Below are 21638 nucleotides of genomic sequence, written 5' to 3'. Positions count from 1 at the left end.
GCGCAAAGCCCCAATATCCATTGTAAGCATTTTGAAAAATTGAGGTAAAAATGAGCCATAACCCGCTATTGGAACAGAGCCAGCTTCCGGACTTTGAGCAAATTAAACCCGAACATATTCAACCCGCTGTTGAAGAGTGCATAAAACACGCTCGAAAAACCATCGATGAAGTACTGGAACGTGGTGATTTTAGCTGGAATGGTTTGATTGAGCCTTTGACCGATGCAGATGAAAAGCTTGAGCATGTCTGGGCGCCGGTGTCGCATTTGAACTCGGTAGTAAGCACGCAGGAACTGCGTGATGCGCATGACAGCTGCCTGCCATTGTTGTCGGACTATGCGACCTATGTAGGACAGCACAAAGGCTTGTTTGACGCTTATCAGGCACTGCGTGAAAGTGACGAGTTCGATACCTTGACCGAAGCTCAGCAAAAGCTCATTAACGACACTTTGCGTGACTTTCGTTTGTCGGGTGTGGACTTACCTGAAGATAAAAAGAAACGTTATGCCGAAATTTCATCGCGGCTGTCTGACTTGTCTTCAACCTTCAGCAACAACTTGCTGGATGCCACCCACGCATGGACTTGCCTGATTAACGATGAAAGCCGGCTTGCGGGTTTGCCGGAAAGCATTAAAGAAGCAGCAAAAGAAACGGCAGCAGATCAGGAAAAAGAGGGTTGGCTGTTCACTTTAGATATTCCAAGTTATCTGCCGGTCATGCTGTACGCCGAAGACCGGGAACTGCGCAAAGAAATGTATCAGGCTTTTGTGACTCGCGCGTCGGAAACTGGGCCTAATGGCGGAGAGTTCGATAACTCTGAGGTTATGAACGAAACTCTGGCTTTGCGTCATGAAATGGCGGAGCTGTTAGGTTTTAACGACTTTGCTGAAATGTCGCTGGCGACGAAAATGGCCGAGTCACCGGAGCAGGTGTTAGATTTTGTGCAGGATCTTGCTAACAAGTCCAAAGCACAGGCGAAAGCCGAGTATGCTGAAATTGAAACCTTTGCGATAGAGCAAGGTGTGGAGAAAATGGAAGCCTGGGATGTTCCTTATTTTAGTGAGCAGTTAAAACAGCAGCGCTACTCTATTTCTGATGAACTGTTACGCCCGTACTTTCCAGAGCAACAAGTGCTAAACGGTTTGTTTGAGGTGGTTAAGCGCTTGTTTGGTATGACGGTTAGCGAGCAAAAAGACGTAAAAACCTGGCATGAGAATGTGCGCTTTTTCCGCATTCACGATGCGGACGGACATTTGCGTGGCAGCTTCTACCTGGATCTCTATGCGCGTTCAGGCAAGCGAGGTGGTGCCTGGATGGCAGACTTTGTTGGCCGCAGAGTGCATGCCGACGGCGAATTGCAAAACCCGGTGGCCTTTTTAACCTGTAACTTTAGCAAGCCGGTGGGTGGTAAGCCTGCACTCTTTACTCACGATGAAGTGCTGACATTATTCCATGAGTTTGGTCATGGTTTGCATCATATGTTAACTCAGGTCGACACCGCTGGTTTGTCTGGTATTAACGGTGTCGAATGGGACGCAGTTGAGCTGCCCAGTCAATTTCTGGAAAACTGGTGCTGGGAACCTGAAGCACTGGCATTAATATCCGGACACTATGAAACCGGTGAGCCGTTGCCACAAGAGCTGCTGGAAAAAATGCTGGCTGCACGCAATTACCAGTCGGCTATGCAAATGATGCGACAGTTGGAGTTTTCGTTGTTTGATATGCGTATTCATCATGAATTTGACGCAAACACGGGTGCGCGAATTAGCGAAATTTTAGATGACGTGCGTCAGCAAACTTCAGTACGTATTCCACCGGAATACAACCGTTTTCAGCACAGTTTTGGTCATATCTTTGCTGGCGGTTATGCGGCAGGTTATTACAGTTATAAATGGGCTGAAGTGCTGTCGTCTGATGCATTTGCACGCTTTGAAGAGGAAGGCATATTTAACGCCACAACCGGGCGAGACTTTTTACATGTCATTCTGGAACGCGGTGGCAGCCGTAAAGCTGCAGATTTATTCCAGGAGTTTCGTGGGCGTGAACCGAGTGCCGAAGCTTTGTTACGTCATAGCGGCATAGTAGCCTGATGTAAGCATCAGGCTGCGATAGCCATAACCAAGTTGACGAGACCAACTAAACCAAACACGAACAGGATAGTGAGTATGATGCCTATGATGATGTAGGCTTTCGGGCTCCCATGCTGGAAGTCTCGTTGGCGGTTTTTTTCTGTTTGCACACCCAAAAAAGCCGCCAACACACTCATAACCATATTGAAGAAACCTGGTTTCGAGGTTTTGTTTTCGGTAGATTCAGACATTAATCGGTGTATTCGTTTTGGTAACGTGTGTTTTTGGTGTCGCTTGAACTTGAGATTAACTCAATCAAATCGAAGAAGTGAAATTGTACGGAACGGCTGTCGCCTTTTAACCAGCTAAACCATGTCACTTGATCTGCAGCTAATTGACACTCGACAGAGGTGTTACTTTGATCTTTTTCAGTAACAAGTTGTTGGCAGCGTTGAGTGGCGTTTTGCTGAGCAACGAGCGAGGAAGGACTCACAATAGCAAACGCAGCTAATGCCAGTGATGTTATTATTGTGAGTAATCGCATGAAATTCCCTCTCAAGTCTTGATTGACTAATTTATCAGCGATTTTGTAAAAATTCTAGTCATCACTGCGAATTTTTTTGTCAGGGGTTAACTGCTACAATAAGCATCATTTTGAAATAGGTCAGGAAAACGAACGATGAAACCATTAATTGCACCGTCAATACTGTCTGCGGACTTTGCCCGTTTAGGGGAGGAAGTTGACGCGGTATTGAGCGCCGGCGCCGATGTCGTGCATTTTGACGTAATGGATAACCACTATGTGCCTAACCTGACAATAGGTCCTATGGTTTGCAAAGCGTTGCGTGATTATGGAGTTGAAGCACCAATTGACGTGCATTTAATGGTTAAGCCCGTTGACCGTATTATTCCTGACTTTGCAGAGGCAGGGGCTTCTATCATTACCTTCCATCCGGAAGCCTCCGACCATGTTGACCGGACTTTGCAGCTTATTCACGAACATGGCTGCCAGGCGGGGTTGGTTCTAAACCCTGCAACACCGCTGCATTATCTTGATCATGTTATGGATAAAGTGGATGTCATTTTACTGATGTCAGTTAACCCGGGATTTGGTGGACAGTCTTTTATTTCGTCAACGCTTGATAAGCTCCGAGCGGTGCGCAAGCTGATAGATAACAGTGGACGAGATATTCGGTTGGAAGTGGATGGCGGTGTTAAGGTGTCAAATATTGGTGAAATTGCGAAAGCGGGCGCGGACATGTTCGTTGCCGGTTCAGCTATTTTTAATGCGGATGATTACGCCAGTGTCATCCAGACAATGCGCGATGAAATCGGCGCGGTAACAGGTTCTTAGAGGAAACAGGAATGTCGAAACCAATTGTGTTAAGTGGTTGTCAGCCGTCGGGGCAATTGTCTATTGGTAATTACATTGGCGCACTACGTCAGTGGGTTAATATGCAAGACACTCACGAGTGTAAATTTATGCTGGTTGATCAGCACGCCATTACTGTACGTCAGGAGCCGGAAAAATTGCAGCAGGCAACCCTGGACGGGCTGGCTTTGTACCTGGCTTGTGGCCTTGACCCAGCGAAAAGCACTGTGTTTATTCAGTCGCATGTACCCGAACATACTCAACTTGCCTGGGTTTTGAACTGCTACACTCAAATGGGTGAGCTAAACCGCATGACGCAGTTTAAGGATAAGTCTCAGCGTCACGCCAGTAATATTAACGCGGGTTTGTTTACTTACCCGGCGCTAATGGCGGCAGACATTCTGTTGTACCAGGCGAATGAAGTGCCGGTGGGCGATGACCAGAAGCAGCACCTGGAAATGACCCGTAATGTTGCTGAGCGTTTTAATAACTTGTATGGCGATATTTTTACGATTCCGGAGCCAATGATTCCAAAAGTCGGTGCGCGGGTCATGTCATTGCAGGAGCCGACTAAGAAAATGTCAAAGTCGGACGATAACCCGAATAACTTTGTAGGTTTATTGGAAGAACCGAAGAAGATTCTGAAGAAAATTAAGAAAGCCGTTACCGACTCCGACGAGCAGGCGCGCATTTACTTTAATCAGGAAGAAAAGCCGGGTGTATCGAATTTACTGAGCATTATGTCTGCTGCGACGGGTAAGTCGATAGACGAGCTGGTACCGGACTATGAAGACAAAATGTACGGGCATTTAAAAGTAGATGTGGCAGAGTCTGTGGTGGCCATGCTGGAACCTATTCAACAGCGGTACCACGACATGCGTAATGACCAGGCATTTTTGCAACAGGTTATGAAACAAGGCGCTGATAAGGCACGTGAAGCCTCAGCAAAAACGTTGTCAGATGTTTATAAAGCGGTAGGCTTTGTACCCTACCCAGGATAAATTTAATTATGCTAGAGAGATCTTCGGAACAGCGCGAAAAAGAGTTGCTGAACAGTGTTGAAACCATGGCAAACATTGGCAGCTTTTGGTACGAACCTGCGTCTGGAGATTTATATTGGAGCCCTCAGTTAAGAGAGATTCATGGAGTAGGGCAGGATGAGCCTATCACCTATGAACAGGCTATGGCGTTTCATTTGCCTGAGTACCGTGAAAATATAGAGCACTTAGTCGAACAGAGTTTTCAGCACTGTCATAGCTGGTCGGCAGAAAGTTGCCTTAAAGACAGAAGCGGATTAATTCATTGGGTTGCTATTACAGGCATTACCCGAACGTTAAAAAATGGCGACGTGGCGCTGTTTGGTGCAATTCAGGACATAACGGTTAAAAAGTACCGTTTGCAGCAGTTACAAGAGCAAACTAACACTTTAAGAAGCACGCTGGATAACTTACTGGATGCTGTTATCACCATCGACAGCAATGGCATTATTATTAACTTTAGCGCGCCGGCTGAGCGCATGTTCGGTTACAGCGCCACTGAAGTTAAAGGTAAGAACGTCAATGTATTAATGCCCGAACCGTATGCCCGTGAACATGATCATTATCTTGATGCATACCAAAAAACTGGCCGTGCACGCATTATCGGTATTGGTCGTGAGGTACAGGCTAAGCGTAAAACTGGAGAAGTGTTCCCTATTGACTTAGCGGTAACCGAGGTCACGCACTCGGGTGAAACGCAATATATTGGCGTTATACGGGATATTACCGAACAAAAGGAAAATGCCCGTAAGCTCGAGTATTTAGCCAATTTTGATGAACAAACCGGACTCCCAAACCGACACCGATTTCTTGACCTTGTTGAGAAACGTATTGAAAGCCAGCTCCCCATTGTTGTGGCAGCCATTAATATCGATTTCTTTAATCGCGTGAATACGATTCACGGACACGAGGAAGGTGACCGTGTTATTCAGCTAATTGCGCAGCGTCTGAGAAAAACCATTGGTGATTCAGGCTGGATAGCGAGAGATCTCGGTGACCGATTTTGGGTGGGGGTCATGCTGGATTCTACTGATAACAGCTTGAGCATTATTGAGGAGCTACATAGCGTATTACGCGAACCTTTCAAAACGGCATTTCAGACGCATTACTTAACCGCAAGCATTGGGGTCAGTTTAAGTGATAAAGATGAAAATGCTTCCGGACTGCTGTCACAGGCTGATACGGCCACGTCTAATGCTCGGCATAGCGGCCGGGATAAAATTGCAGTTTACAGAACTGAAATATCCGAGTCCGTTGTAACTGACGCTAAAACAGAGTTGGCTTTACGAGGGGCTTTGGGTCAGGGACAGTTCGAGTGCTGGCTTCAATCTAAAGTCGATACTGATGGTGTTGTGTGTGGTGCGGAGGCTTTAATGCGTTGGCGTAATAAAGCAGGAGAAATTATTCCTCCAGATCAATTTATTCCGGTCGCAGAACGCTTTAAGTTAATTATCCCTATGGCTAAAGAATTGTTGAGTCAGGTGGCTTTTGTCGTGCGGCAACTGAGCGATAAAGGTCTCAACGATCGTATTGCGGTTAATGTCAGCCCAATTGAATTTTTACAAGCAGACTATGCGGATACGGTAGAGAATATGTTCGCTGAACACGGGGCACCGCTAAACCAGTTAACTATTGAAATTACAGAAAATTTATTACTGGCTGACCCTGAAATAGTTCAACAAAGGATGTCCCGACTAGCCAAGCTGGGTGTCTTATTTTCCATAGATGATTTTGGAACGGGCTACTCTAATTTTATTCGTATTCAGCAGCTGCCGATAGGCGAGTTAAAAATAGACAGACAGTTTGTCCAACTTGCAGAAGAGAACGATAAACATAGAGGATTATTGTTGGCTATGCTGAATATGACTAAATCCCTATCGGTTTCTTCAGTAGCCGAAGGCGTAGAAACTGAAGCTCAGGTTAAATTACTGAAAGAAAATGGTGCTGATTTATTGCAGGGGTTCTATTTTGCGCGGCCAGCCCATTTTCAAGACTGGCTGAGTGGCCGACTGACTTAGCAGTATGATTGTATTAATTGATAACTTTGACTCATTTACTCACAATCTGGCCCGCTACTTTCGGGAATTAGGTGTAGACGTTAGTGTTTTCAGAAATAACGAATTAACCCTTACTGATATAGAGCAACTAGAACCGCAAGCGCTCGTTGTATCGCCGGGCCCTTGTACTCCCAACGAGTCAGGGATATCTTTGGCGGCCATTGAGCACTTTCATACAAAGTTACCAATATTAGGTGTGTGCCTTGGTCATCAGGCATTGGCACAAGTTTTTGGTGCAAGCGTTGTTCGGGCAGAAAATGTTATGCACGGAAAAACCAGTGTGATAAGACACTCAGGGGAAAGGCTTTTCCGGCAGCTGAATAACCCCTTAGAAGTGACCCGCTATCATTCGTTGGTTGTTTCTCCTGAGAGCTTATCTACAGATTTTATTATTGATGCCGATACGTTAAGCAAAAATGGGCAATTTGAGATTATGTCGATAAGACACCGAAATTTACCACTGTTTGGTGTCCAGTTTCATCCTGAATCTGTTATGACGGCACAAGGACATAGTCTGTTAGCGAATTTTTTACGTTATATACGATAATCAGTAAGTAGTATTTTCTCTGCTTATTCAACATAATACAGCCGCAGTTCAGCTAATACCGAGGTAACATGTTCCACTTTTTTGCGGGTACCACAGAAGGTGGTAGTAACGATCCCGCTTTGCGCTTAGAAAAACGCTTTATTAACTATCTCATAAGCTTTCCGTTTGCGCGTAAAACTCGTTCAAAAGAAGATGGTACCGACAATGAAGTGCATGAGCAGCGACGTAAGCTTTTAGAAGTTGAGCGTCTGAACTATGAAGAGCGGGATCGCAAAGCGCAGGCGCGTCAGCGTTATGCCGATCGTATTTCTGATGAATTGCATGAAGAGATTTATCATCGTGCGTTGAAAGCCATAGAAGATGGCGACTACATCAGCGAGCGCTTGATCCCACTGCCTGAGAAACTACCTGAATTACTCGATACGCTTAGCATGAAAGCCGCGTCTATGCGCCGGATTGAGTCTGTTGTGCAAGGCATGGACTGGTTCCATACGGGACTAATCCGTACGGTCAATCAACCACCATTTATTGACCGGAATAAGCAGGTAAAAATTGATAATCTGCGGGTGGCCATGAGCTTCGTGGGTACCGAAAATTTGCGCCTGCTGGCCCCTGCCTACATTATGCAAAACTGGTTGCCGCCGGCTACGCAACCGTTCACCTTATTCCGCCGGAAAATTTGGGAGCATTCGCTGGGTACGGCTATTGCCGCGCACAATATTGCGGTAGAGCGTAACCTGCGAGATCCTGTTTTAGCTTATACCATTGGTATGTTCCATGAGCTGGGAAAAATTGCCTTAACCAAGCTGTATTTGCGTTTATTTGATGAGGTACAGCGCGAATTCGCTATGCAAAGCGTTAACGATAAGTCACCTGAGCGTCACAATACTATTGTCACCTTAACTCCGGACGAGCGCTTTCTGCGCGATTTAATGTTGGAAAAGGATAAGGACGTAAGTTACCTGGTTGCTGAAGGCTGGGGATTAAAGCGAGTTCCGGTAAGCGAACACTTACTAGCTTTTACACAAAGTAAAACGAAAGAGCAAGGATATGAATCTGAATATGCTGAAGCGTTAGCTCAGGCCAATGCTTATTGCGAATTCAGAATGCTGCGGGAAGTAGACCTTGCCAGTCTGGAAGAGGGTAAACACCTGTTAAACAAGCATTCAATAAAGTCAGAAACTGTCGCTCGTTTGCACAATGTGAGTTTAAAACGCCCGCCAATTGTGGTGCCTGAATAGAAGCTTCAACATTCAAACTCGGTGTCGATTAATAAATGATCGAATACCTTATTGATATGCGCTTCCTCGTCAGTGAAGCGCACGCCAACACTTATCATTCCATAGTCTTTGCGTTGGTTCATAATTTGACCTGAAAGAGTCAGAGGGTCTCTCTGAGAACCTGAACCTATACTGATCTTTATATTCATGTGAGTGACATTACCCGTCTGGCTCTGCGCCTTAAACACAATTTGGCAACCGGCAGAAGAAATATCGACAATAACGCCACTGGCTAACTTCTTTTTGTTTTTGGTCTGAGTGCCATCAGCAGTAACATCAACTGGAATATGAGTTCGTACACGCCGTTGTGCCCGCAATGCGCGATTCTCTATTTGTTTCGGATAATCCAGATACAGCAACCGGAAAGGAATATTAGAGACGGCCCGGATCTTTGTTTTAAAAGCCAGGCATTCACCCGCTTCTCCCTCTAAAACCAAGCGAACAATAACCGGGTTACCTTCATATAAAACATCGGCGTAGCTGCCATCAGTGCGCGGGTTAGGCTGCTTCAACAATAAATAGTTACCGGTGTCAAAGCCCACAACCTGAAGCTTGGTGCGTACCTTGGTCGCCGAAGAAAACTCAACATCAATTACGTCGCCCGGGCGTAAGTAGGTCAGCTTTAAGTGGGGTTGAGATGAGGCGTTCAGGGGCGGAGTCTGATTTTCCATAACGTCTTTTCCAGCCGAACATTTATTCAATAATTCAGGCTAAATTAACGCCAGTTAAAAATCAATGTAATTCTGCGTAGTTAAATGTTAACTCAGTAGGTTCATTTTTTCTGGCCTAAAAAATAATGACTAAAGATTCATCGTTTCAGCATGCATTAGCATAACTATTCGTATCTTATGCAAGAAAAGCGTAAACCCTCGGTTTTAGGGATTTATAACTGAATTATCACAGACAAACTGCACAAATTTTGGCATAATAGCGGGCTACTTTTAGAGATGAATTTGTTGACACCTTTGTTAACTCGCTAAGGCGATAAGGACGAGAGTAATGACAGACAATAAGACAGTAAACCGTGAAATGTTTAATGATGTAATGGTTCCGAACTATAACCCGGCATCAATGGTTCCCGTTAAAGGAGAAGGTGCTCGTGTTTGGGATCAGGAAGGTCGCGAGTATGTCGACTTTGCCGGCGGCATCGCTGTGAACTGTCTTGGTCATTGCCATCCGGCGATGGTGTCTGCCCTGCAGGAGCAGAGCCAGAAGCTGTGGCATTTAAGTAATGTTTTTACTAACGAACCGGCAATTCGCCTGGCGAAGAAATTAACTGAAGCCACCTTTGCCGATCGTGTTTACTACGCTAACTCTGGTGCTGAAGCTAACGAAGCAGCATTAAAGCTGGCACGTCGCTGGGCAATTGAAAAGCATGGCGAGCATAAGCAACAAATTATTGCTTTCACTAAAGGCTTCCATGGGCGTACCTTCTTTACCGTAACCGTGGGTGGTCAGCCAGCATACTCTGACGGCTTTGGCCCAAAACCTGGTGCGATTGAGCATGTGGACTACAACAATATTGACGCGCTAAAAGAACTGATTTCCGACAAAACTTGCGCTGTAATGATGGAACCATTGCAAGGTGAAGGCGGTGTAGTTACTCCAGACGTAGAGTTTGTTAAAGCGGTACGTGAGCTGTGTAACGAAAACGACGCGTTATTGATTTTTGACGAAGTACAAACAGGTTTTGGTCGTACCGGTAGCCTTTATGCGTACGAGCAGCTGGGCGTGACGCCGGACATTCTGACTTCAGCAAAAGCATTGGGCGGCGGTTTTCCTATTGGCGCTATGCTAACAACGACGGAAATTGCTGAGCACCTTAAACCGGGTACACACGGCAGTACATATGGCGGTAATCCACTGGCCTGCGCGGTATCAGAAGCGGTATTTGATGTTGTAAATACGAAAGAAACGCTGGACGGCGTGAAGCAACGTGAGCAGTGGTTCAAAGAACAACTAACAGCAATTAATGAAAAATATAACGTGTTCAGCGAAATTCGCGGTCAGGGCTTATTGCTTGGTGCGGCAATGAATGAAGAGTACGAAGGGCGTGCGCGCGACTTCTTGCTGGCCGGCCAGGAGCATGGCGTTATGGTACTGATTGCCGGTGCTAATGTGGTGCGCTTTACCCCGTCGCTGGTTATTTCTGAAGAAGACATTAAAGAAGGCCTGCAGCGCTTTGAAAAAGCCGTTGCCCAGGTCGTTGGTCAATAACTGAGGCTGTTTTATGTTGCTAATCAGACCCATTAAGCCGTCAGATTACGAAGCGTTATACCAGTGTGCGATTGAGTCCGGTCATGGTTTTACTTCTTTACCGGTAGACCAGTCGCTGCTGGAGCGCCGCATTAACGCGGCGCAAAAAGCATTCGCTAAAGATACCGTTGAAACACCGGGCGATGAAAGCTATCTGTTTGTTATGGAAGATACCGAAACCGGTACTATTGCAGGTGTCAGTGGTATTGAAGCCGCGGTGGGTTTGAATGAAGCCTTCTGGCATTACCGTTTAGGTAAAGTTGTGCATCATTCAGAGAAGCTCAATATTTATAATGCACTGGAAACCTTAACCTTGTGTAATGACTACACCGGTGTTTCCGAGCTATGCACACTGTTCTTGCGTGAACCTTACCGGCACAATATGAACGGACGTACATTGTCACGTTTCCGTATGCTGTTTTTAGCGCAATTTAAACAGCGTTTCAGCGACTGGGTAATAGCCGAAATGCGTGGTGTTTCAGATGAAAATGGTGATTCGCCATTCTGGAATTGGCTGGAAGAGAACTTTTTCTCAATGGACTTTCCTAAAGCCGACTACTTAAGTGGCATTGGCGATAAAGTCTTTATTTCTGAACTGATGCCACGCTTCCCTATTTATACTAATTTGTTGAGTAAAGAAGCACAGGCGGTTGTCGGTAAAGTTCACGACAATACCCGGCCGGCACTGAAACTGCTGGAATCCGAAGGCTTTCGTTTTCGCGGGTTCGTCGATATATTTGATGCAGGGCCAACGGTTGAAGCCGAAGTGTGTAATCTTAACAGTGTCCGTAACAGTCGTTTAGTGACGGTAACGGTAAGCGAATCTAAAGCGGAAGATGAAGGCATTCCTCATATTGTCTGCAATACGCAACTGAAGAACTTCCGTGCGACCAAACTGTCTTTACCGGCAGGTGCAGACGAACTCGTATTGACGACAGAACAAGCCCAGGCAATGCATTTAGAAAGCGGCGATGAAGCCCGCATTGTTGCACTCTAAGCAGGAGTATTTGTATGACGAACAGTATTCAATTTATTGATGGTTGTTGGGAAGCTGGTGAAGGTCAGCTGTTCAAATCGATTGATCCGGCACGAAACGAAGTTATCTGGAGTGGCGAAGCTGCCAGTGAACCCCAGGTTGAAAAGGCCATTCTGGCAGCACGGGCGGCATTTCCGGATTGGTCCGGTCGCAGCGTGGAAGAGCGCTTAGCTGTTTGTAAGAAATTTTCAGAGTTACTGGAAGAAAATAAAGAGCATCTGGCTCGTACTATGGCTAAAGAAACTGGCAAACCGGTTTGGGAAACACGTACCGAAGTTGGCGCTATGATGGGTAAGGTGGCGATTTCAGAACGAGCCTACCATGAACGCACCGGTACGGTTGAAAACGATATGCCGGGCGCAAAAGCCTTTATTCGCCACAAGCCGCACGGCGTGGTCGCTGTTTATGGCCCTTATAACTTTCCGGGGCATCTGCCTAACGGGCACATTGTTCCGGCGCTTATTGCGGGTAATACCGTGGTGTTCAAACCAAGCGAACTGACTCCTATGGTGGCCCAGGAAACCGTTAAGTTATGGGAAAAAGCAGGCATCCCGGCGGGGGTTCTTAACCTGGTTCAGGGCGAAGTTGACACGGGTAAGGCATTGTCAGCACACCCACAAATTGATGGTCTGTATTTCACCGGCTCATCAAACACTGGGCATTTGTTACACAAACAATTTGGCGGTCGTCCTGATAAGATTCTGGCACTGGAAATGGGCGGTAACAACCCATTGTTGGTGACGAATGTGGCTGATATTGATGCAGCGGTACACAATATTGTGCACTCAGCTTTCATCACTTCTGGCCAGCGCTGCACTTGCGCACGTCGCTTGTTCATCGAAGATTCTGAGCAAGGCCGTGCTGTACTGGAACGTCTCATTGAAGTCACTGAGAATATTCTGGTCGACGATTACGAAGCTGATCCACAGCCATTCATGGGTGCTATGATTTCTGCTAAAGCTGCGGGCGAAATGGTCGATGCACAGAATGAGCTGTTGCACAAAGGAGCTAAGTCATTAGTTCGTATGAAGCAGGCTGACTCGAAGAAAGGGTTTGTCACTCCGGGTATTGTGGATGTAACTGGAGTTGAAAATTTACCGGACGACGAGCATTTTGGACCATTATTGAAAGTGTATCGTTTTAAAGATATTGATGCGGCTATCAAAGAAGCGAACAATACGCGTTATGGTCTGTCTGCTGGTGTTTTGTGTGATGATGAGCAAACCTATCGTTACTTCTTTAAACACATTCGTGCAGGTATTGTGAATTGGAATAAGCCGATTACTGGTGCCAGCAGTTCCGCACCTTTTGGAGGCATTGGCGCAAGCGGTAATCACCGTGCTAGTGCGTATTATGCGGCGGACTATTGCGCGTACCCGGTTGCCTCTGTGGAAGCTGACAGCATGAGCTTACCTGAGAGTTTAGCTCCAGGGCTTAAATTTTAATCGCAATCTGTGCTAGCTTAGTGGCTGGGCAACGTATGGGTTGCCTGGCCGCGAGACAAAGAGAAACAGATGATAGTTGAAACAGACGGATACATTGAGCTAATCCAGTACCTGACAGGTCAGTTACCGGTCTTCACTGAGCAAAGTAGCAGCGCAAAAACTGCAGACTATACTTTGCGTGATTTTATGGAAGAGCGTTTGTCAGAAAGCATGATGGCAGTGTTTGAGCAGAACGAGCTCGATGAAGCTTTGCGGCTGAATATTGTCCGGGAAACGGATGCTATTGTTTACGATTTGGAAGAAGTGTTATCCAAAGTTTTGGATACACACCCGACTCCGCAGCAGGAAGCCTTCATTAATGAGTTTGTTGGTCTGGTAAAAAACCTTTTCGATGAGCGCCTGCAAAGTTACCGACTGTAGTCTTTTATCGATTTCAGCAAGGATATTCAATGTCAGCAAATAGCATGAATGCAAAGGTTGCCTGGTTAGACGGCATGACTTTTGTGGCTACCTCAGGTAGTGGTCATCAAGTGGTTATGGATGGTGACAACCCCGGCAAAGCCCCGAGTCCTATGGAAATGGTACTCATGTCCGCAGGAAGCTGCGCGTCTGTTGACGTGGTCAGTATATTGCAAAAAGCTAAGCAGAACCTTCAGCGCTGCTATTGTGAGTTGTCAGGAACCCGTGCCGATTCAGTACCAAAGGTTTTTACTGACATTCATCTGGAGTTCGTGATTGTGGGCACGGATATTAACGAAAAGCACGTGGAGCGTGCGGTGAAACTGTCAGCCGATAAGTACTGTTCGGTGGCTAAAATGCTGGAAGCGTCGGTTAATATTACCCACAGTTACCGTATTGAACCTCCTCAACAAGACGACTGATCTTTGAATTATCGACACATTTTTCATGCCGGCAATTTTGCCGATGTTTTTAAGCATTTGCTTCTGGCGCGAGCGCTGGAGTATTTTCAGCAAAAGAGTAAGCCCTATTTTGTACTCGATACTCACGGTGGTATCGGTTACTACGATTTGCAAGGTGATCAGGCCGTAAGAACTGCCGAAGCCGAACAGGGTATTGTCCGTTTTGCTCAATACTCATCCGAAGAACCCTTAGCCGGCGCTTATTTAAACACCGTGCGTCAATTAAACGAAGAGCAAGGTAAGCTTAGGTATTACCCTGGTTCACCAGTCATAACCTCTGAATTTTTACGCGAAAATGACCGGTTAGTTGTTTGTGAACTGCATAAAGAAGACGCAGAGACCCTTAAAAACACCCCTTTGGGTCGGCACAAACAAGTGCAAATACTGGCTCCCATGGACGGTTATCAGGCTGTGCGTGCGCAACTGCCCCCTGCTGAAAAGCGTGGGTTGGTACTTATTGACCCGCCTTTTGAAAACACCACGGAGTTTGACGATGTGGTCAGCGCGTTGGAACAGGGCTTAAAACGCTGGCAAAGCGGTAGCTTTGCGGTTTGGTACCCTATTAAAGATGAGTTGAAAACGGCTGCTTTTCACCGTGATGTTGGTGCTTTGCCAGGTCTGCCTAAGACTCTGATTATGGAACTGAATATACGCACCAATGATGAGCGTAAAGGGCTTCACGGCTGTGGCTTTCTCTGGATCAATCCGCCTTATGGCGTGGTGCAGGACAGCGAGCATCTGTTACCCGTCTTGTGCAAAACTCTCGCTCAGGATAAAGGTGCCAACTTTCACAGTAGATGGTTAGTTAGTGAGTAGTTACTTATTTACTTGATATCCAGTCAACCTGTCGGCGAACCTGGTTTTTCCTTTCCATAATTTGTTCTATCAGCGGTGTCAGAATAAGCTCCATGGCTAAAGCCATTTTCCCGCCGGGCACAACCAGGGTACTGGTACGCGACATGAAAGAGCCGTCTATCATCTGCAGGTAATAGGGGAAGTCGACATTCTTAATACCCCGAAAACGAATAACAACAAAGCTCTCGTCCAGTGACGGAATATCCTTGGCACTGAAAGGGTTGGACGTATCAACCGTAGGCACTCGCTGGAAGTTGATATGAGTACGCGAAAACTGGGGAACAATATGGTGAATGTAATCTTCCATGCCACGAATAATGCTGGTGGTAACCGCTTCACGTGAATGGCCCCGCTCTGATGTATCGCGAATCAACTTCTGGATCCACTCAAGGTTAACAATGGGCACCATGCCGATTAATAAATCGACATACTGAGTGACATCGTACCCGTCACCGCAAACACCGCCATGCAGGCCTTCATAGAAAAGCGCATCGGTATTTTCGGGGAGCTCTTCCCAGGGCGTAAAAGTCCCGGGCATTTGGTTATAAGGCACGGCATCATCAAAGCTGTGTAAATAGCGACGCACTTTGCCGTTGCCGGTTTGTGAATAAGAACGGAATAAGGATTCTAACCGGTCAAAGTCATTGGCTTCGGCACCAAAATAACTGATATGACGACCCTGTTCCTGAGCTTTGCGAATAGCCAAGTCCATTTCAGGGCGGGAGTAGCGATGAAAGCTGTCACCTTCTACAAATGCTGCACTCACATCTAACGAACGAAAGATATGGCGTACGGCTTGTCCTGTGGTAGTTGTTCCTGCTCCTGATGAACCGGTAACGGCAATAATCGGGTGCTTTGATGACATAACATTCTCGCAAACTAAATAAGAACAGTTGTTATACTGACCTGATTTACTAAGGTCAAGGTAAACCCAACGCTTTAATAATGAGGAGGGGGTGGTTCATCTGCCGGATCTGAGTCAGTCGACTGATTCTCCTGCATTTGTTTCAGCCGCTTTCCTAACCAGCGAATTTGTTTTTGCATTTCACTCATTTGCTGAGTTTGCTCAGTAACCCGTTTATTCAATGAATCAATGGTGTCTTCCTGAAAGGTTAATTGCATTTCAAGGTTAGTTAATTGCGCTTCTATTTTTTCTACTGTCATTCTTTAATACCTGTTAAATCAATACTCCACCACTCAGCGAGACCCGCAGAACTCTCGCTAATGACCTGTTGTTGTTTTTCATCAAACACGACGGCCAATATGGAAGCGTTGCTCGGATGACCTCCGTCGCGTAAATCAACTCGCCAGTGCGTGAGCTCTTCTCCGGTCGAGGTGTCCCAGATTGCAATTTGACGCGAGGGCGATCCGGTAATGAGGTAATCACCAGAGGCACTAAAGCGCGCCGCACTAAAAATTTTATGGCGTTCTATGAACTTAAGTTTTGAAACAACTTCACCCTTTGGTAGCGAACGGATAATGGCATTATCGATTGCATCTGAGATAAACGCAAAATGGCCATCAGGGTGCAAAGCAACCTGTGTGATCCGCCCATCAAGAGGCCAACGGTGCACAATTTGCCCGCTGCGGGTATCCCATAGTATGGCTGAATGATCATTAGAACCACTGAGCACATAAAAACCGTTGGGAGAAATATCGAGAGCATTAATGTTTTCGGTATGGCCATAAAATTCAATACGCCGTCCTGAGGCAGGATTAAAAGCAACTTGCGTGCCGTCTCGCTTACCCAGTACCACAGTTCCGCCTTTTTTACTGACGACCAGCTTCTGTATACCCCCTGAACCTATTTTCCAGAAACCCAGGTTTTCACCGCTATTAATATCCCACATGGAAAACTCTTTACGCGATGCGGCAACCGCGACTTCTCCGTCGGCGCTAATATCTACGTCGATTATTTGAGAGACGGCGTTTTCATTATGCTGCCATTGGTACTTTGCATTGGTGGCATAACGAGGCCACAACAGCAAGCCAGCTTCGTCTGTAGAGACCAGACTAAAGTTCCCGTCGTCCGAAATATCAGCGGCGTAGGTACCGTTGTCAGCGTGAATTGTTTTATTGATCTTTTCCGGTGCAGGTTGGCAACCGGTGAGTACAACCAGCAAAATAAACGCACCGCACAGCTTGAGAAAAGGCATAGGCAAGTTCCTTGTGGTTGTGTAGTATGGTTCTGTTAGATAACACTATTATGGCATAGTCCGAAAGGATGCAAGACGATAATTGGAGAAAACGATGAAACAACTGATAAAGCCGTTAGCTATTTCAGCCATCGCGCTGGCACTGACGGCCTGCTCGCAAGAAAAATTTCCGGCTAATGATACGGAATTAAAAACAGACAAAGATAAGCAGGCTTACGCGTTAGGCTCTTCTGTTGGTGGGTTCATTGCGCGTAACCTGGATCGTCAGGAAGAAGCGGACTATATGCTGGAACGTGACATTGTTATTGCCGGCTTTGTCGATGCGGTTAAAGGTGACCCTCAACTGGGTGAAGAAGAAGCTGAAAAAATTCTGAACGCTATGCGCGAAGAGGTCATGGAACATCGTCAGAACGTTTTAGGTAAAAAAGCTGCTGAAGAAGGGAAAGCCTATTTAGCGGAAAACGCGAAAAAAGAGGGTGTGCAATCAACTGACTCGGGTCTTCAGTATGAGGTTCTTGAAGAAGGTGACGGTGTTAGCCCATCAGAAACCGACATGGTAGAAGTTCATTACGAAGGTACGCTGGTTGATGGCGAAGTGTTTGACAGCTCATATGAGCGTGGCGAACCAACATCATTTCCGCTAAACCGCGTTATCCCTGGCTGGACTGAAGGTCTGCAATTGATGAAAGAAGGCGCTAAATACCGTTTCGTGATCCCGTCTGAACTGGCGTACGGTGATCGTGAATTGGGTGATGGTCAAATCCCACCAAATTCAACGCTGATTTTTACTGTTGAGCTGCTTAACGTACAAAAAGACGAACTGGATACCGAATAGGTTCCGTTGCGCTTTCATGTATACAAAAACGCCGGCGAAATGCCGGCGTTTTTATAAATTCAATAAAACTCAGCTTATGCTGTTATTAAATTATGCTCGTCTAAATGATTGAGAAGTTTGTCTTCAAACTCCATTCTTAATTCCAGTGCTTCACCCAGTGCCGATAAATCTCTATCGAAGGTTTCACAGTGATCAGTTGAGCTTATCTCACCATATCTATCATTAAAATCTAACGCAATTTCAGTGGTGTCAGAAATTAAAGGGAATAATTCGTCAGCTAAATCATCAACTGAGTTTCCCTGAGATGAAGCTTCGCGCACAATTTGATCATAAATTTCAAAATGACCACTTGAGACGTAGTCGACTAATTGACCGCAAAAATCGCGGATATCAGTGACGTTGGGTAAGCCCGAGCGAATGCTTTCATAAGGCGGGAGCGCGGCAAGTTTAAAATAATTTACCAGTAAGTTCTGGCGCTCGGATAGCCATAGGTCGATACTTTTATGAGCGCCGGCCCAGCGCTTTTTTGCCTGCTCATTACGGCTTAACATGATACTCTCCGTCTATAGTTTCAGTACCTAATGTAAATTCATAAGCATTAGAACTCAACTGATTTTACAGAAAATCAAACGCATTTGATACGCGGGATTAATATGGCGACTTTGTATTCAAAACCGGCGGCTGATGAACCTGCCTGGTGGTTTGTGGTGAGCTCTGACCATCTCTTTCTGGATGAAAGCGGAGAAGTCCCTTTTGGCTGCCTGCAAGATCTAGGCTTTCCAGACTTAAATGACTACCGGGTAGTGGAAATAGGCGAGCTGCGGGAGCGTAGCTGTTATTTGGTTATGGCCGACTATATGGACGAACAGTTCATTGGTGGTGAGTTTGCACCTTTACGCCAATTACTTACCGTGGACGACATGGAAAAGTTTGCTATGGCAGGCAGAGCCCGGCAATTCAGCGACTTTCTGAATACTCATCGTTTTTGCGGCCGCTGCGGTGCTCGCATGCAAACCATAGAATGGGAGCTGGCGATGCATTGTAATCAGTGCCAGCACCGTTGTTACCCGCGCGTGTCGCCATGCGTTATTGTGGCTATCCGCAAAGATGATAAAATTCTGCTGGCTCAAGGCAAGCGCCATAAGCCCGGCTTACACTCTATATTGGCAGGCTTTGTTGAAGCCGGCGAGAGTCTGGAGCAGGCATTAGAGCGTGAAGTTTATGAAGAGGCCGGCATTCGCGTTAAGAACATTCAGTATCATTTAAGCCAGCCCTGGTCTTTTCCTCATTCGCTAATGATGGGTTACACGGCAGACTGGGCAGAGGGTGAATTGCATATCGACCCGTACGAACTGGTGACAGGCGACTGGTTTGCTTTTGACGACCTGCCGGATATTCCGCCCGAAGGGACCATAGCAAGAACTTTGATTGATCTATCTCAAAAGAGGTAAGCACAAGTTTTCATGGAGCCAATGCCTGCGGACTGATAAAATGCCTGGCATTGATGTTGATAAATAATTGGATTCGCTATGACCGCTCCGGCGCTTAAAAATGATCGTTACCTCCGTGCACTGGCAAAACAACCCGTTGATCGCACTCCCGTCTGGATGATGCGTCAGGCTGGACGCTATTTACCTGAGTATAAAGAAGTACGCGCGGAGGCTGGCGACTTTATGTCATTATGCCGAAACACTGAGCTTGCTTGTGAAGTGACCATGCAACCGTTGCGTCGGTTCGACCTGGATGCTGCCATACTCTTTAGCGATATTCTAACGATTCCCGACGCTATGGGTCTGGGCTTATATTTTGAAGCCGGTGAGGGGCCGAAGTTTAAGGATCCGGTACGCAGCATGGCCGCCATAAAAAACCTGGCCGTACCCGATATGGAAGATGAGTTAGGTTACGTGATGGATGCTGTGCGCGCTATTCGTCGTGAGTTGAATGGCAGTGTACCGCTGATTGGTTTCTCTGGTAGCCCGTGGACACTGGCTACCTATATGGTTGAGGGCGGAAGCACCAAAAACTTTTCCAAGGTGAAGCAGCTGATGTTTGCTGATCCTGAAGCTATGCATACCTTGTTGAATGTTCTGGCTGACTCCGTTACTCAGTATCTGAATGCACAGATTGCCGCAGGTGCGCAGTCGGTGATGATATTTGATACCTGGGGCGGTGTTTTGTCACCTCGTGACTACAAGGCATTCTCGTTGGCTTACATGGAAAAAATTGTCGCGGGTCTTACTCGGGAAGCCGACGGACGCAAAGTGCCGGTTACTTTATTTACCAAAAATGGTGGGCAATGGTTGGAAACTATGGCTGCCAGCGGTGCCGATGCGCTAGGAGTGGACTGGACCACAGATTTATCCGATGCCAGAGCTCGTGTTGGGGGGCAAGTCGCGCTGCAGGGGAATATGGACCCTAGCGTACTGTATGCTAAACCTCAAAGGATTGAACAAGAAGTACAAAGCATATTACAAAGCTATGGTTCAGGTACGGGGCATGTGTTCAATTTGGGGCATGGAATTCACCCGGAAGTTGACCCTGAACATGCAGGTGCTTTTATTGAGGCTATTCATAAATACAGCCCGGCATTTCACTCAAACGATTGAATTTGCGACTAAACCGCCAGAATACTCGTTAAGTGCACCGCCTTTAGGCGGTGTTTTGCGTAAAATAGCCCATGTTAAAACCGTTTTACAAAGAACCTAGAGGTAAGCATGGCGAAGCGTTCCTGGATTAACCCGATTACGATTGTTGTCATTGTCCTGATTGCGGCAGCTATATACCTGTTTGGGTTTCCGCCCGAATCGAAAGTCCAGGAAGGAAAGGAGCAATCGGTTCCGGTGAAAATCCAGACCGCTGAAATCAGTGAGTTCCGCGACACTATTGAAGCACTCGGCACCGCCATGGCCAATGAAACGGTTCGTATTACTACGCAAACGCAGGACGTTGTCGAAAAAATCTATTTTGAAAGCGGTGACTTAGTTGAACAGGGGCAACTTCTGGCAGAGCTCAATGCACGTACAGAAGTTGCGCGCGTGCAACAGTTAAAATTCAGCTTGGACGAAGCCAAACGCCAGTTGGACAGAATAACCGAACTACGTCGGGGGAACGCGGCCTCTCAGCAGCAATTTAATGAACAGGAAGTTCGTGTTAACGGGTTACAAGCCGATTTAGAAGTCGCAGAAGCTAATTTGCAGGAAATGAAAATCTATGCACCTTTTTCAGGGAGAGTCGGTATTCGTGAAATTAGTGCAGGCTCTCTGGTGAGTCCGGGGGATGTGTTTACGACCCTTGATGATATTAAGCCGATTAAAGTGGATTTTAGCGTTCCTGAACGTTACTTCGCCAGTATTGCTGTAGACCAGGAAGTGATTGCCCGCAGCCGTGCTTATCCTGGCGAACAGTTTGTCGGGCGTATTTCCAGTATTGATTCGCGCGTTGACCCCGTGACTCGTTCCGTGAAAGTGCGCGCTAAAATTGATAATGATGATGAGCGCCTGCGTCCGGGAATGCTTTTGCAAATTACCTTGCTACGCAGCATTGACGAAGCCTTATTATTGCCCGAAAAAGCCCTTATTCCGATTCAGAACAGACAATACGTATATGTGTTAACTCCGGATAATAGAGCTCGCCAAAAAGAAGTCACCATAGGTCGCCGTAAGCCCGGTATTGTAGAGATTACTGACGGTCTTAAGCCGGGAGAAAAAGTCATTATAGAAGGCATTGTTCGCCTTCGCGACGGTGTACCTGTTTCTGTGCAGGGAGGTTAAGTT

General features: G+C 46.5%; 23 protein-coding genes. 16 read left to right on the top strand and 7 right to left on the bottom strand.

All coding sequences use genetic code 11. The features are described 5' to 3' along the window. Nucleotides 1-50 precede the first annotated feature (50 nt). The gene (prlC, locus tag Q5L94_RS06225; RefSeq protein WP_317497588.1) at nt 51-2090 is read left to right on the top strand and encodes an oligopeptidase A; all 2040 of its coding nucleotides are present in this window, start codon (nt 51-53) and stop codon (nt 2088-2090) included. Between the two features lie 8 nt (nt 2091-2098). On the opposite strand, the gene Q5L94_RS06220 is transcribed toward prlC, so the two are convergent. Both Q5L94_RS06220 and Q5L94_RS06215 read right to left on the bottom strand, forming a co-directional pair. Continuing rightward, complete coding sequence (locus Q5L94_RS06220; protein WP_317497587.1) at nt 2099-2320, bottom strand: DUF2970 domain-containing protein; 222 nt, start codon at nt 2318-2320, stop codon at nt 2099-2101. Then, the gene (locus tag Q5L94_RS06215) at nt 2320-2613 is read right to left on the bottom strand and encodes a hypothetical protein (RefSeq protein WP_317497586.1); all 294 of its coding nucleotides are present in this window, start codon (nt 2611-2613) and stop codon (nt 2320-2322) included. The genes Q5L94_RS06220 and Q5L94_RS06215 overlap by 1 nt, the downstream gene beginning before the upstream one ends. A gap of 135 nt (nt 2614-2748) precedes the next feature. On the opposite strand from Q5L94_RS06215, the gene rpe reads away from it, so the two are divergent. The 5 genes from rpe to Q5L94_RS06190 all read left to right on the top strand — a co-directional run bounded on the left by rpe (nt 2749) and on the right by Q5L94_RS06190 (nt 8323). After that, nucleotides 2749-3423 (top strand): ribulose-phosphate 3-epimerase, encoded by a 675-nt coding sequence (gene rpe, locus Q5L94_RS06210; protein ID WP_317497585.1) that lies wholly within the window; start codon nt 2749-2751, stop codon nt 3421-3423. A gap of 11 nt (nt 3424-3434) precedes the next feature. Continuing rightward, a complete protein-coding gene (trpS, locus tag Q5L94_RS06205) occupies nt 3435-4442 on the top strand; it encodes a tryptophan--tRNA ligase (protein ID WP_317497584.1) in 1008 nt (335 codons plus the stop codon). Between the two features lie 8 nt (nt 4443-4450). Continuing rightward, a complete protein-coding gene (locus tag Q5L94_RS06200) occupies nt 4451-6496 on the top strand; it encodes an EAL domain-containing protein (protein ID WP_317497583.1) in 2046 nt (681 codons plus the stop codon). A gap of 4 nt (nt 6497-6500) precedes the next feature. Next, complete coding sequence (locus Q5L94_RS06195) at nt 6501-7082, top strand: aminodeoxychorismate/anthranilate synthase component II (RefSeq protein ID WP_317497582.1); 582 nt, start codon at nt 6501-6503, stop codon at nt 7080-7082. 68 nt (nt 7083-7150) lie between these two features. Then, the gene (locus tag Q5L94_RS06190) at nt 7151-8323 is read left to right on the top strand and encodes an HDOD domain-containing protein (protein ID WP_317497581.1); all 1173 of its coding nucleotides are present in this window, start codon (nt 7151-7153) and stop codon (nt 8321-8323) included. 5 nt (nt 8324-8328) lie between these two features. Here the strand turns inward: Q5L94_RS06190 and Q5L94_RS06185 are convergent, their stop codons facing one another. Further along, on the bottom strand, nt 8329-9033 hold the full coding sequence (locus tag Q5L94_RS06185; protein ID WP_317497580.1) for a flagellar brake protein: 705 nt from the start codon (nt 9031-9033) through the stop codon (nt 8329-8331). Nucleotides 9034-9361: 328 nt separating this feature from the next. On the opposite strand from Q5L94_RS06185, the gene Q5L94_RS06180 reads away from it, so the two are divergent. The 6 genes from Q5L94_RS06180 to Q5L94_RS06155 all read left to right on the top strand — a co-directional run bounded on the left by Q5L94_RS06180 (nt 9362) and on the right by Q5L94_RS06155 (nt 14835). Continuing rightward, nucleotides 9362-10579 carry an aspartate aminotransferase family protein gene (locus Q5L94_RS06180; RefSeq protein ID WP_317497579.1) on the top strand — a complete coding sequence of 406 codons (1218 nt, stop codon included), beginning with the start codon at nt 9362-9364 and terminating at the stop codon, nt 10577-10579. 13 nt (nt 10580-10592) lie between these two features. Further along, nucleotides 10593-11615, top strand: coding sequence for an arginine N-succinyltransferase (gene astA / locus Q5L94_RS06175; protein WP_317497578.1), 1023 nt, complete (start codon nt 10593-10595; stop codon nt 11613-11615). A gap of 14 nt (nt 11616-11629) precedes the next feature. After that, nucleotides 11630-13099 (top strand): succinylglutamate-semialdehyde dehydrogenase, encoded by a 1470-nt coding sequence (gene astD, locus Q5L94_RS06170; RefSeq protein WP_317497577.1) that lies wholly within the window; start codon nt 11630-11632, stop codon nt 13097-13099. Nucleotides 13100-13168: 69 nt separating this feature from the next. Next, nucleotides 13169-13519, top strand: a complete 351-nt coding sequence (locus Q5L94_RS06165; RefSeq protein WP_317497576.1) for a DUF3802 family protein — start codon at nt 13169-13171, stop codon at nt 13517-13519. Nucleotides 13520-13548: 29 nt separating this feature from the next. Next, complete coding sequence (locus Q5L94_RS06160) at nt 13549-13980, top strand: OsmC family protein (protein ID WP_404397526.1); 432 nt, start codon at nt 13549-13551, stop codon at nt 13978-13980. A gap of 3 nt (nt 13981-13983) precedes the next feature. Further along, entirely contained in the window at nt 13984-14835 is an 852-nt protein-coding gene (locus Q5L94_RS06155; RefSeq protein ID WP_317497575.1) for a 23S rRNA (adenine(2030)-N(6))-methyltransferase RlmJ, read from the top strand. 4 nt (nt 14836-14839) lie between these two features. Here Q5L94_RS06155 and Q5L94_RS06150 read toward each other — a convergent pair whose 3' ends face one another. From Q5L94_RS06150 to Q5L94_RS06140, 3 genes are all read right to left on the bottom strand, one after another. Then, nucleotides 14840-15739: a phosphoribulokinase gene (locus Q5L94_RS06150; RefSeq protein WP_317497574.1), complete on the bottom strand. Its 900-nt coding sequence runs from the start codon at nt 15737-15739 to the stop codon at nt 14840-14842. A 74-nt stretch (nt 15740-15813) separates the two neighbouring features. Beyond that, nucleotides 15814-16038 carry a SlyX family protein gene (locus Q5L94_RS06145; RefSeq protein WP_317497573.1) on the bottom strand — a complete coding sequence of 75 codons (225 nt, stop codon included), beginning with the start codon at nt 16036-16038 and terminating at the stop codon, nt 15814-15816. Beyond that, nucleotides 16035-17030, bottom strand: a complete 996-nt coding sequence (locus Q5L94_RS06140; protein WP_317497572.1) for a hypothetical protein — start codon at nt 17028-17030, stop codon at nt 16035-16037. The genes Q5L94_RS06145 and Q5L94_RS06140 overlap by 4 nt, the downstream gene beginning before the upstream one ends. A gap of 94 nt (nt 17031-17124) precedes the next feature. Here Q5L94_RS06140 and fkpA point away from each other — a divergent pair, with 94 nt between their 5' ends. After that, complete coding sequence (gene fkpA, locus Q5L94_RS06135; RefSeq protein WP_317497571.1) at nt 17125-17865, top strand: FKBP-type peptidyl-prolyl cis-trans isomerase; 741 nt, start codon at nt 17125-17127, stop codon at nt 17863-17865. 74 nt (nt 17866-17939) lie between these two features. On the opposite strand, the gene rsd is transcribed toward fkpA, so the two are convergent. Then, nucleotides 17940-18416: a sigma D regulator gene (gene rsd, locus Q5L94_RS06130; protein WP_317497570.1), complete on the bottom strand. Its 477-nt coding sequence runs from the start codon at nt 18414-18416 to the stop codon at nt 17940-17942. Nucleotides 18417-18518: 102 nt separating this feature from the next. Here rsd and nudC point away from each other — a divergent pair, with 102 nt between their 5' ends. The 3 genes from nudC to Q5L94_RS06115 all read left to right on the top strand — a co-directional run bounded on the left by nudC (nt 18519) and on the right by Q5L94_RS06115 (nt 21635). Beyond that, nucleotides 18519-19316, top strand: a complete 798-nt coding sequence (gene nudC, locus Q5L94_RS06125; RefSeq protein WP_317497569.1) for an NAD(+) diphosphatase — start codon at nt 18519-18521, stop codon at nt 19314-19316. 78 nt (nt 19317-19394) lie between these two features. Further along, complete coding sequence (hemE, locus tag Q5L94_RS06120) at nt 19395-20471, top strand: uroporphyrinogen decarboxylase (protein ID WP_317497568.1); 1077 nt, start codon at nt 19395-19397, stop codon at nt 20469-20471. Between the two features lie 108 nt (nt 20472-20579). Continuing rightward, nucleotides 20580-21635: an efflux RND transporter periplasmic adaptor subunit gene (locus Q5L94_RS06115; RefSeq protein WP_317497567.1), complete on the top strand. Its 1056-nt coding sequence runs from the start codon at nt 20580-20582 to the stop codon at nt 21633-21635. Nucleotides 21636-21638 lie beyond the last annotated feature (3 nt).

Source organism: Idiomarina sp. Sol25 (assembly GCF_033052775.1).
In the GTDB taxonomy this organism is placed as follows: domain Bacteria; phylum Pseudomonadota; class Gammaproteobacteria; order Enterobacterales; family Alteromonadaceae; genus Idiomarina.
Note: the sequence above shows the minus strand (reverse complement) of the source record. Positions and strands in the feature narration are given on the sequence as shown.

Bases quoted from the DNA above. Each gene is read 5' to 3' on its own strand.
- Q5L94_RS06195 (WP_317497582.1), top strand. From the start codon at position 6,501: ATGATTGTATTAATTGATAACTTTGACTCATTTACTCACAATCTGGCC.
- Q5L94_RS06160 (WP_404397526.1), top strand. From the start codon at position 13,549: ATGTCAGCAAATAGCATGAATGCAAAGGTTGCCTGGTTAGACGGCATG.
- Q5L94_RS06145 (WP_317497573.1), bottom strand. From the start codon at position 16,038: ATGACAGTAGAAAAAATAGAAGCGCAATTAACTAACCTTGAAATGCAA.
- Q5L94_RS06200 (WP_317497583.1), top strand. From the start codon at position 4,451: ATGCTAGAGAGATCTTCGGAACAGCGCGAAAAAGAGTTGCTGAACAGT.
- fkpA (WP_317497571.1), top strand. From the start codon at position 17,125: ATGAAACAACTGATAAAGCCGTTAGCTATTTCAGCCATCGCGCTGGCA.
- Q5L94_RS06150 (WP_317497574.1), bottom strand. From the start codon at position 15,739: ATGTCATCAAAGCACCCGATTATTGCCGTTACCGGTTCATCAGGAGCA.
- Q5L94_RS06185 (WP_317497580.1), bottom strand. From the start codon at position 9,033: ATGGAAAATCAGACTCCGCCCCTGAACGCCTCATCTCAACCCCACTTA.
- astD (WP_317497577.1), top strand. From the start codon at position 11,630: ATGACGAACAGTATTCAATTTATTGATGGTTGTTGGGAAGCTGGTGAA.
- Q5L94_RS06220 (WP_317497587.1), bottom strand. From the start codon at position 2,320: ATGTCTGAATCTACCGAAAACAAAACCTCGAAACCAGGTTTCTTCAAT.
- Q5L94_RS06140 (WP_317497572.1), bottom strand. From the start codon at position 17,030: ATGCCTTTTCTCAAGCTGTGCGGTGCGTTTATTTTGCTGGTTGTACTC.
- Q5L94_RS06190 (WP_317497581.1), top strand. From the start codon at position 7,151: ATGTTCCACTTTTTTGCGGGTACCACAGAAGGTGGTAGTAACGATCCC.
- trpS (WP_317497584.1), top strand. From the start codon at position 3,435: ATGTCGAAACCAATTGTGTTAAGTGGTTGTCAGCCGTCGGGGCAATTG.
- rsd (WP_317497570.1), bottom strand. From the start codon at position 18,416: ATGTTAAGCCGTAATGAGCAGGCAAAAAAGCGCTGGGCCGGCGCTCAT.
- Q5L94_RS06215 (WP_317497586.1), bottom strand. From the start codon at position 2,613: ATGCGATTACTCACAATAATAACATCACTGGCATTAGCTGCGTTTGCT.
- rpe (WP_317497585.1), top strand. From the start codon at position 2,749: ATGAAACCATTAATTGCACCGTCAATACTGTCTGCGGACTTTGCCCGT.
- nudC (WP_317497569.1), top strand. From the start codon at position 18,519: ATGGCGACTTTGTATTCAAAACCGGCGGCTGATGAACCTGCCTGGTGG.
- Q5L94_RS06165 (WP_317497576.1), top strand. From the start codon at position 13,169: ATGATAGTTGAAACAGACGGATACATTGAGCTAATCCAGTACCTGACA.
- astA (WP_317497578.1), top strand. From the start codon at position 10,593: ATGTTGCTAATCAGACCCATTAAGCCGTCAGATTACGAAGCGTTATAC.
- prlC (WP_317497588.1), top strand. From the start codon at position 51: ATGAGCCATAACCCGCTATTGGAACAGAGCCAGCTTCCGGACTTTGAG.
- Q5L94_RS06115 (WP_317497567.1), top strand. From the start codon at position 20,580: ATGGCGAAGCGTTCCTGGATTAACCCGATTACGATTGTTGTCATTGTC.
- hemE (WP_317497568.1), top strand. From the start codon at position 19,395: ATGACCGCTCCGGCGCTTAAAAATGATCGTTACCTCCGTGCACTGGCA.
- Q5L94_RS06180 (WP_317497579.1), top strand. From the start codon at position 9,362: ATGACAGACAATAAGACAGTAAACCGTGAAATGTTTAATGATGTAATG.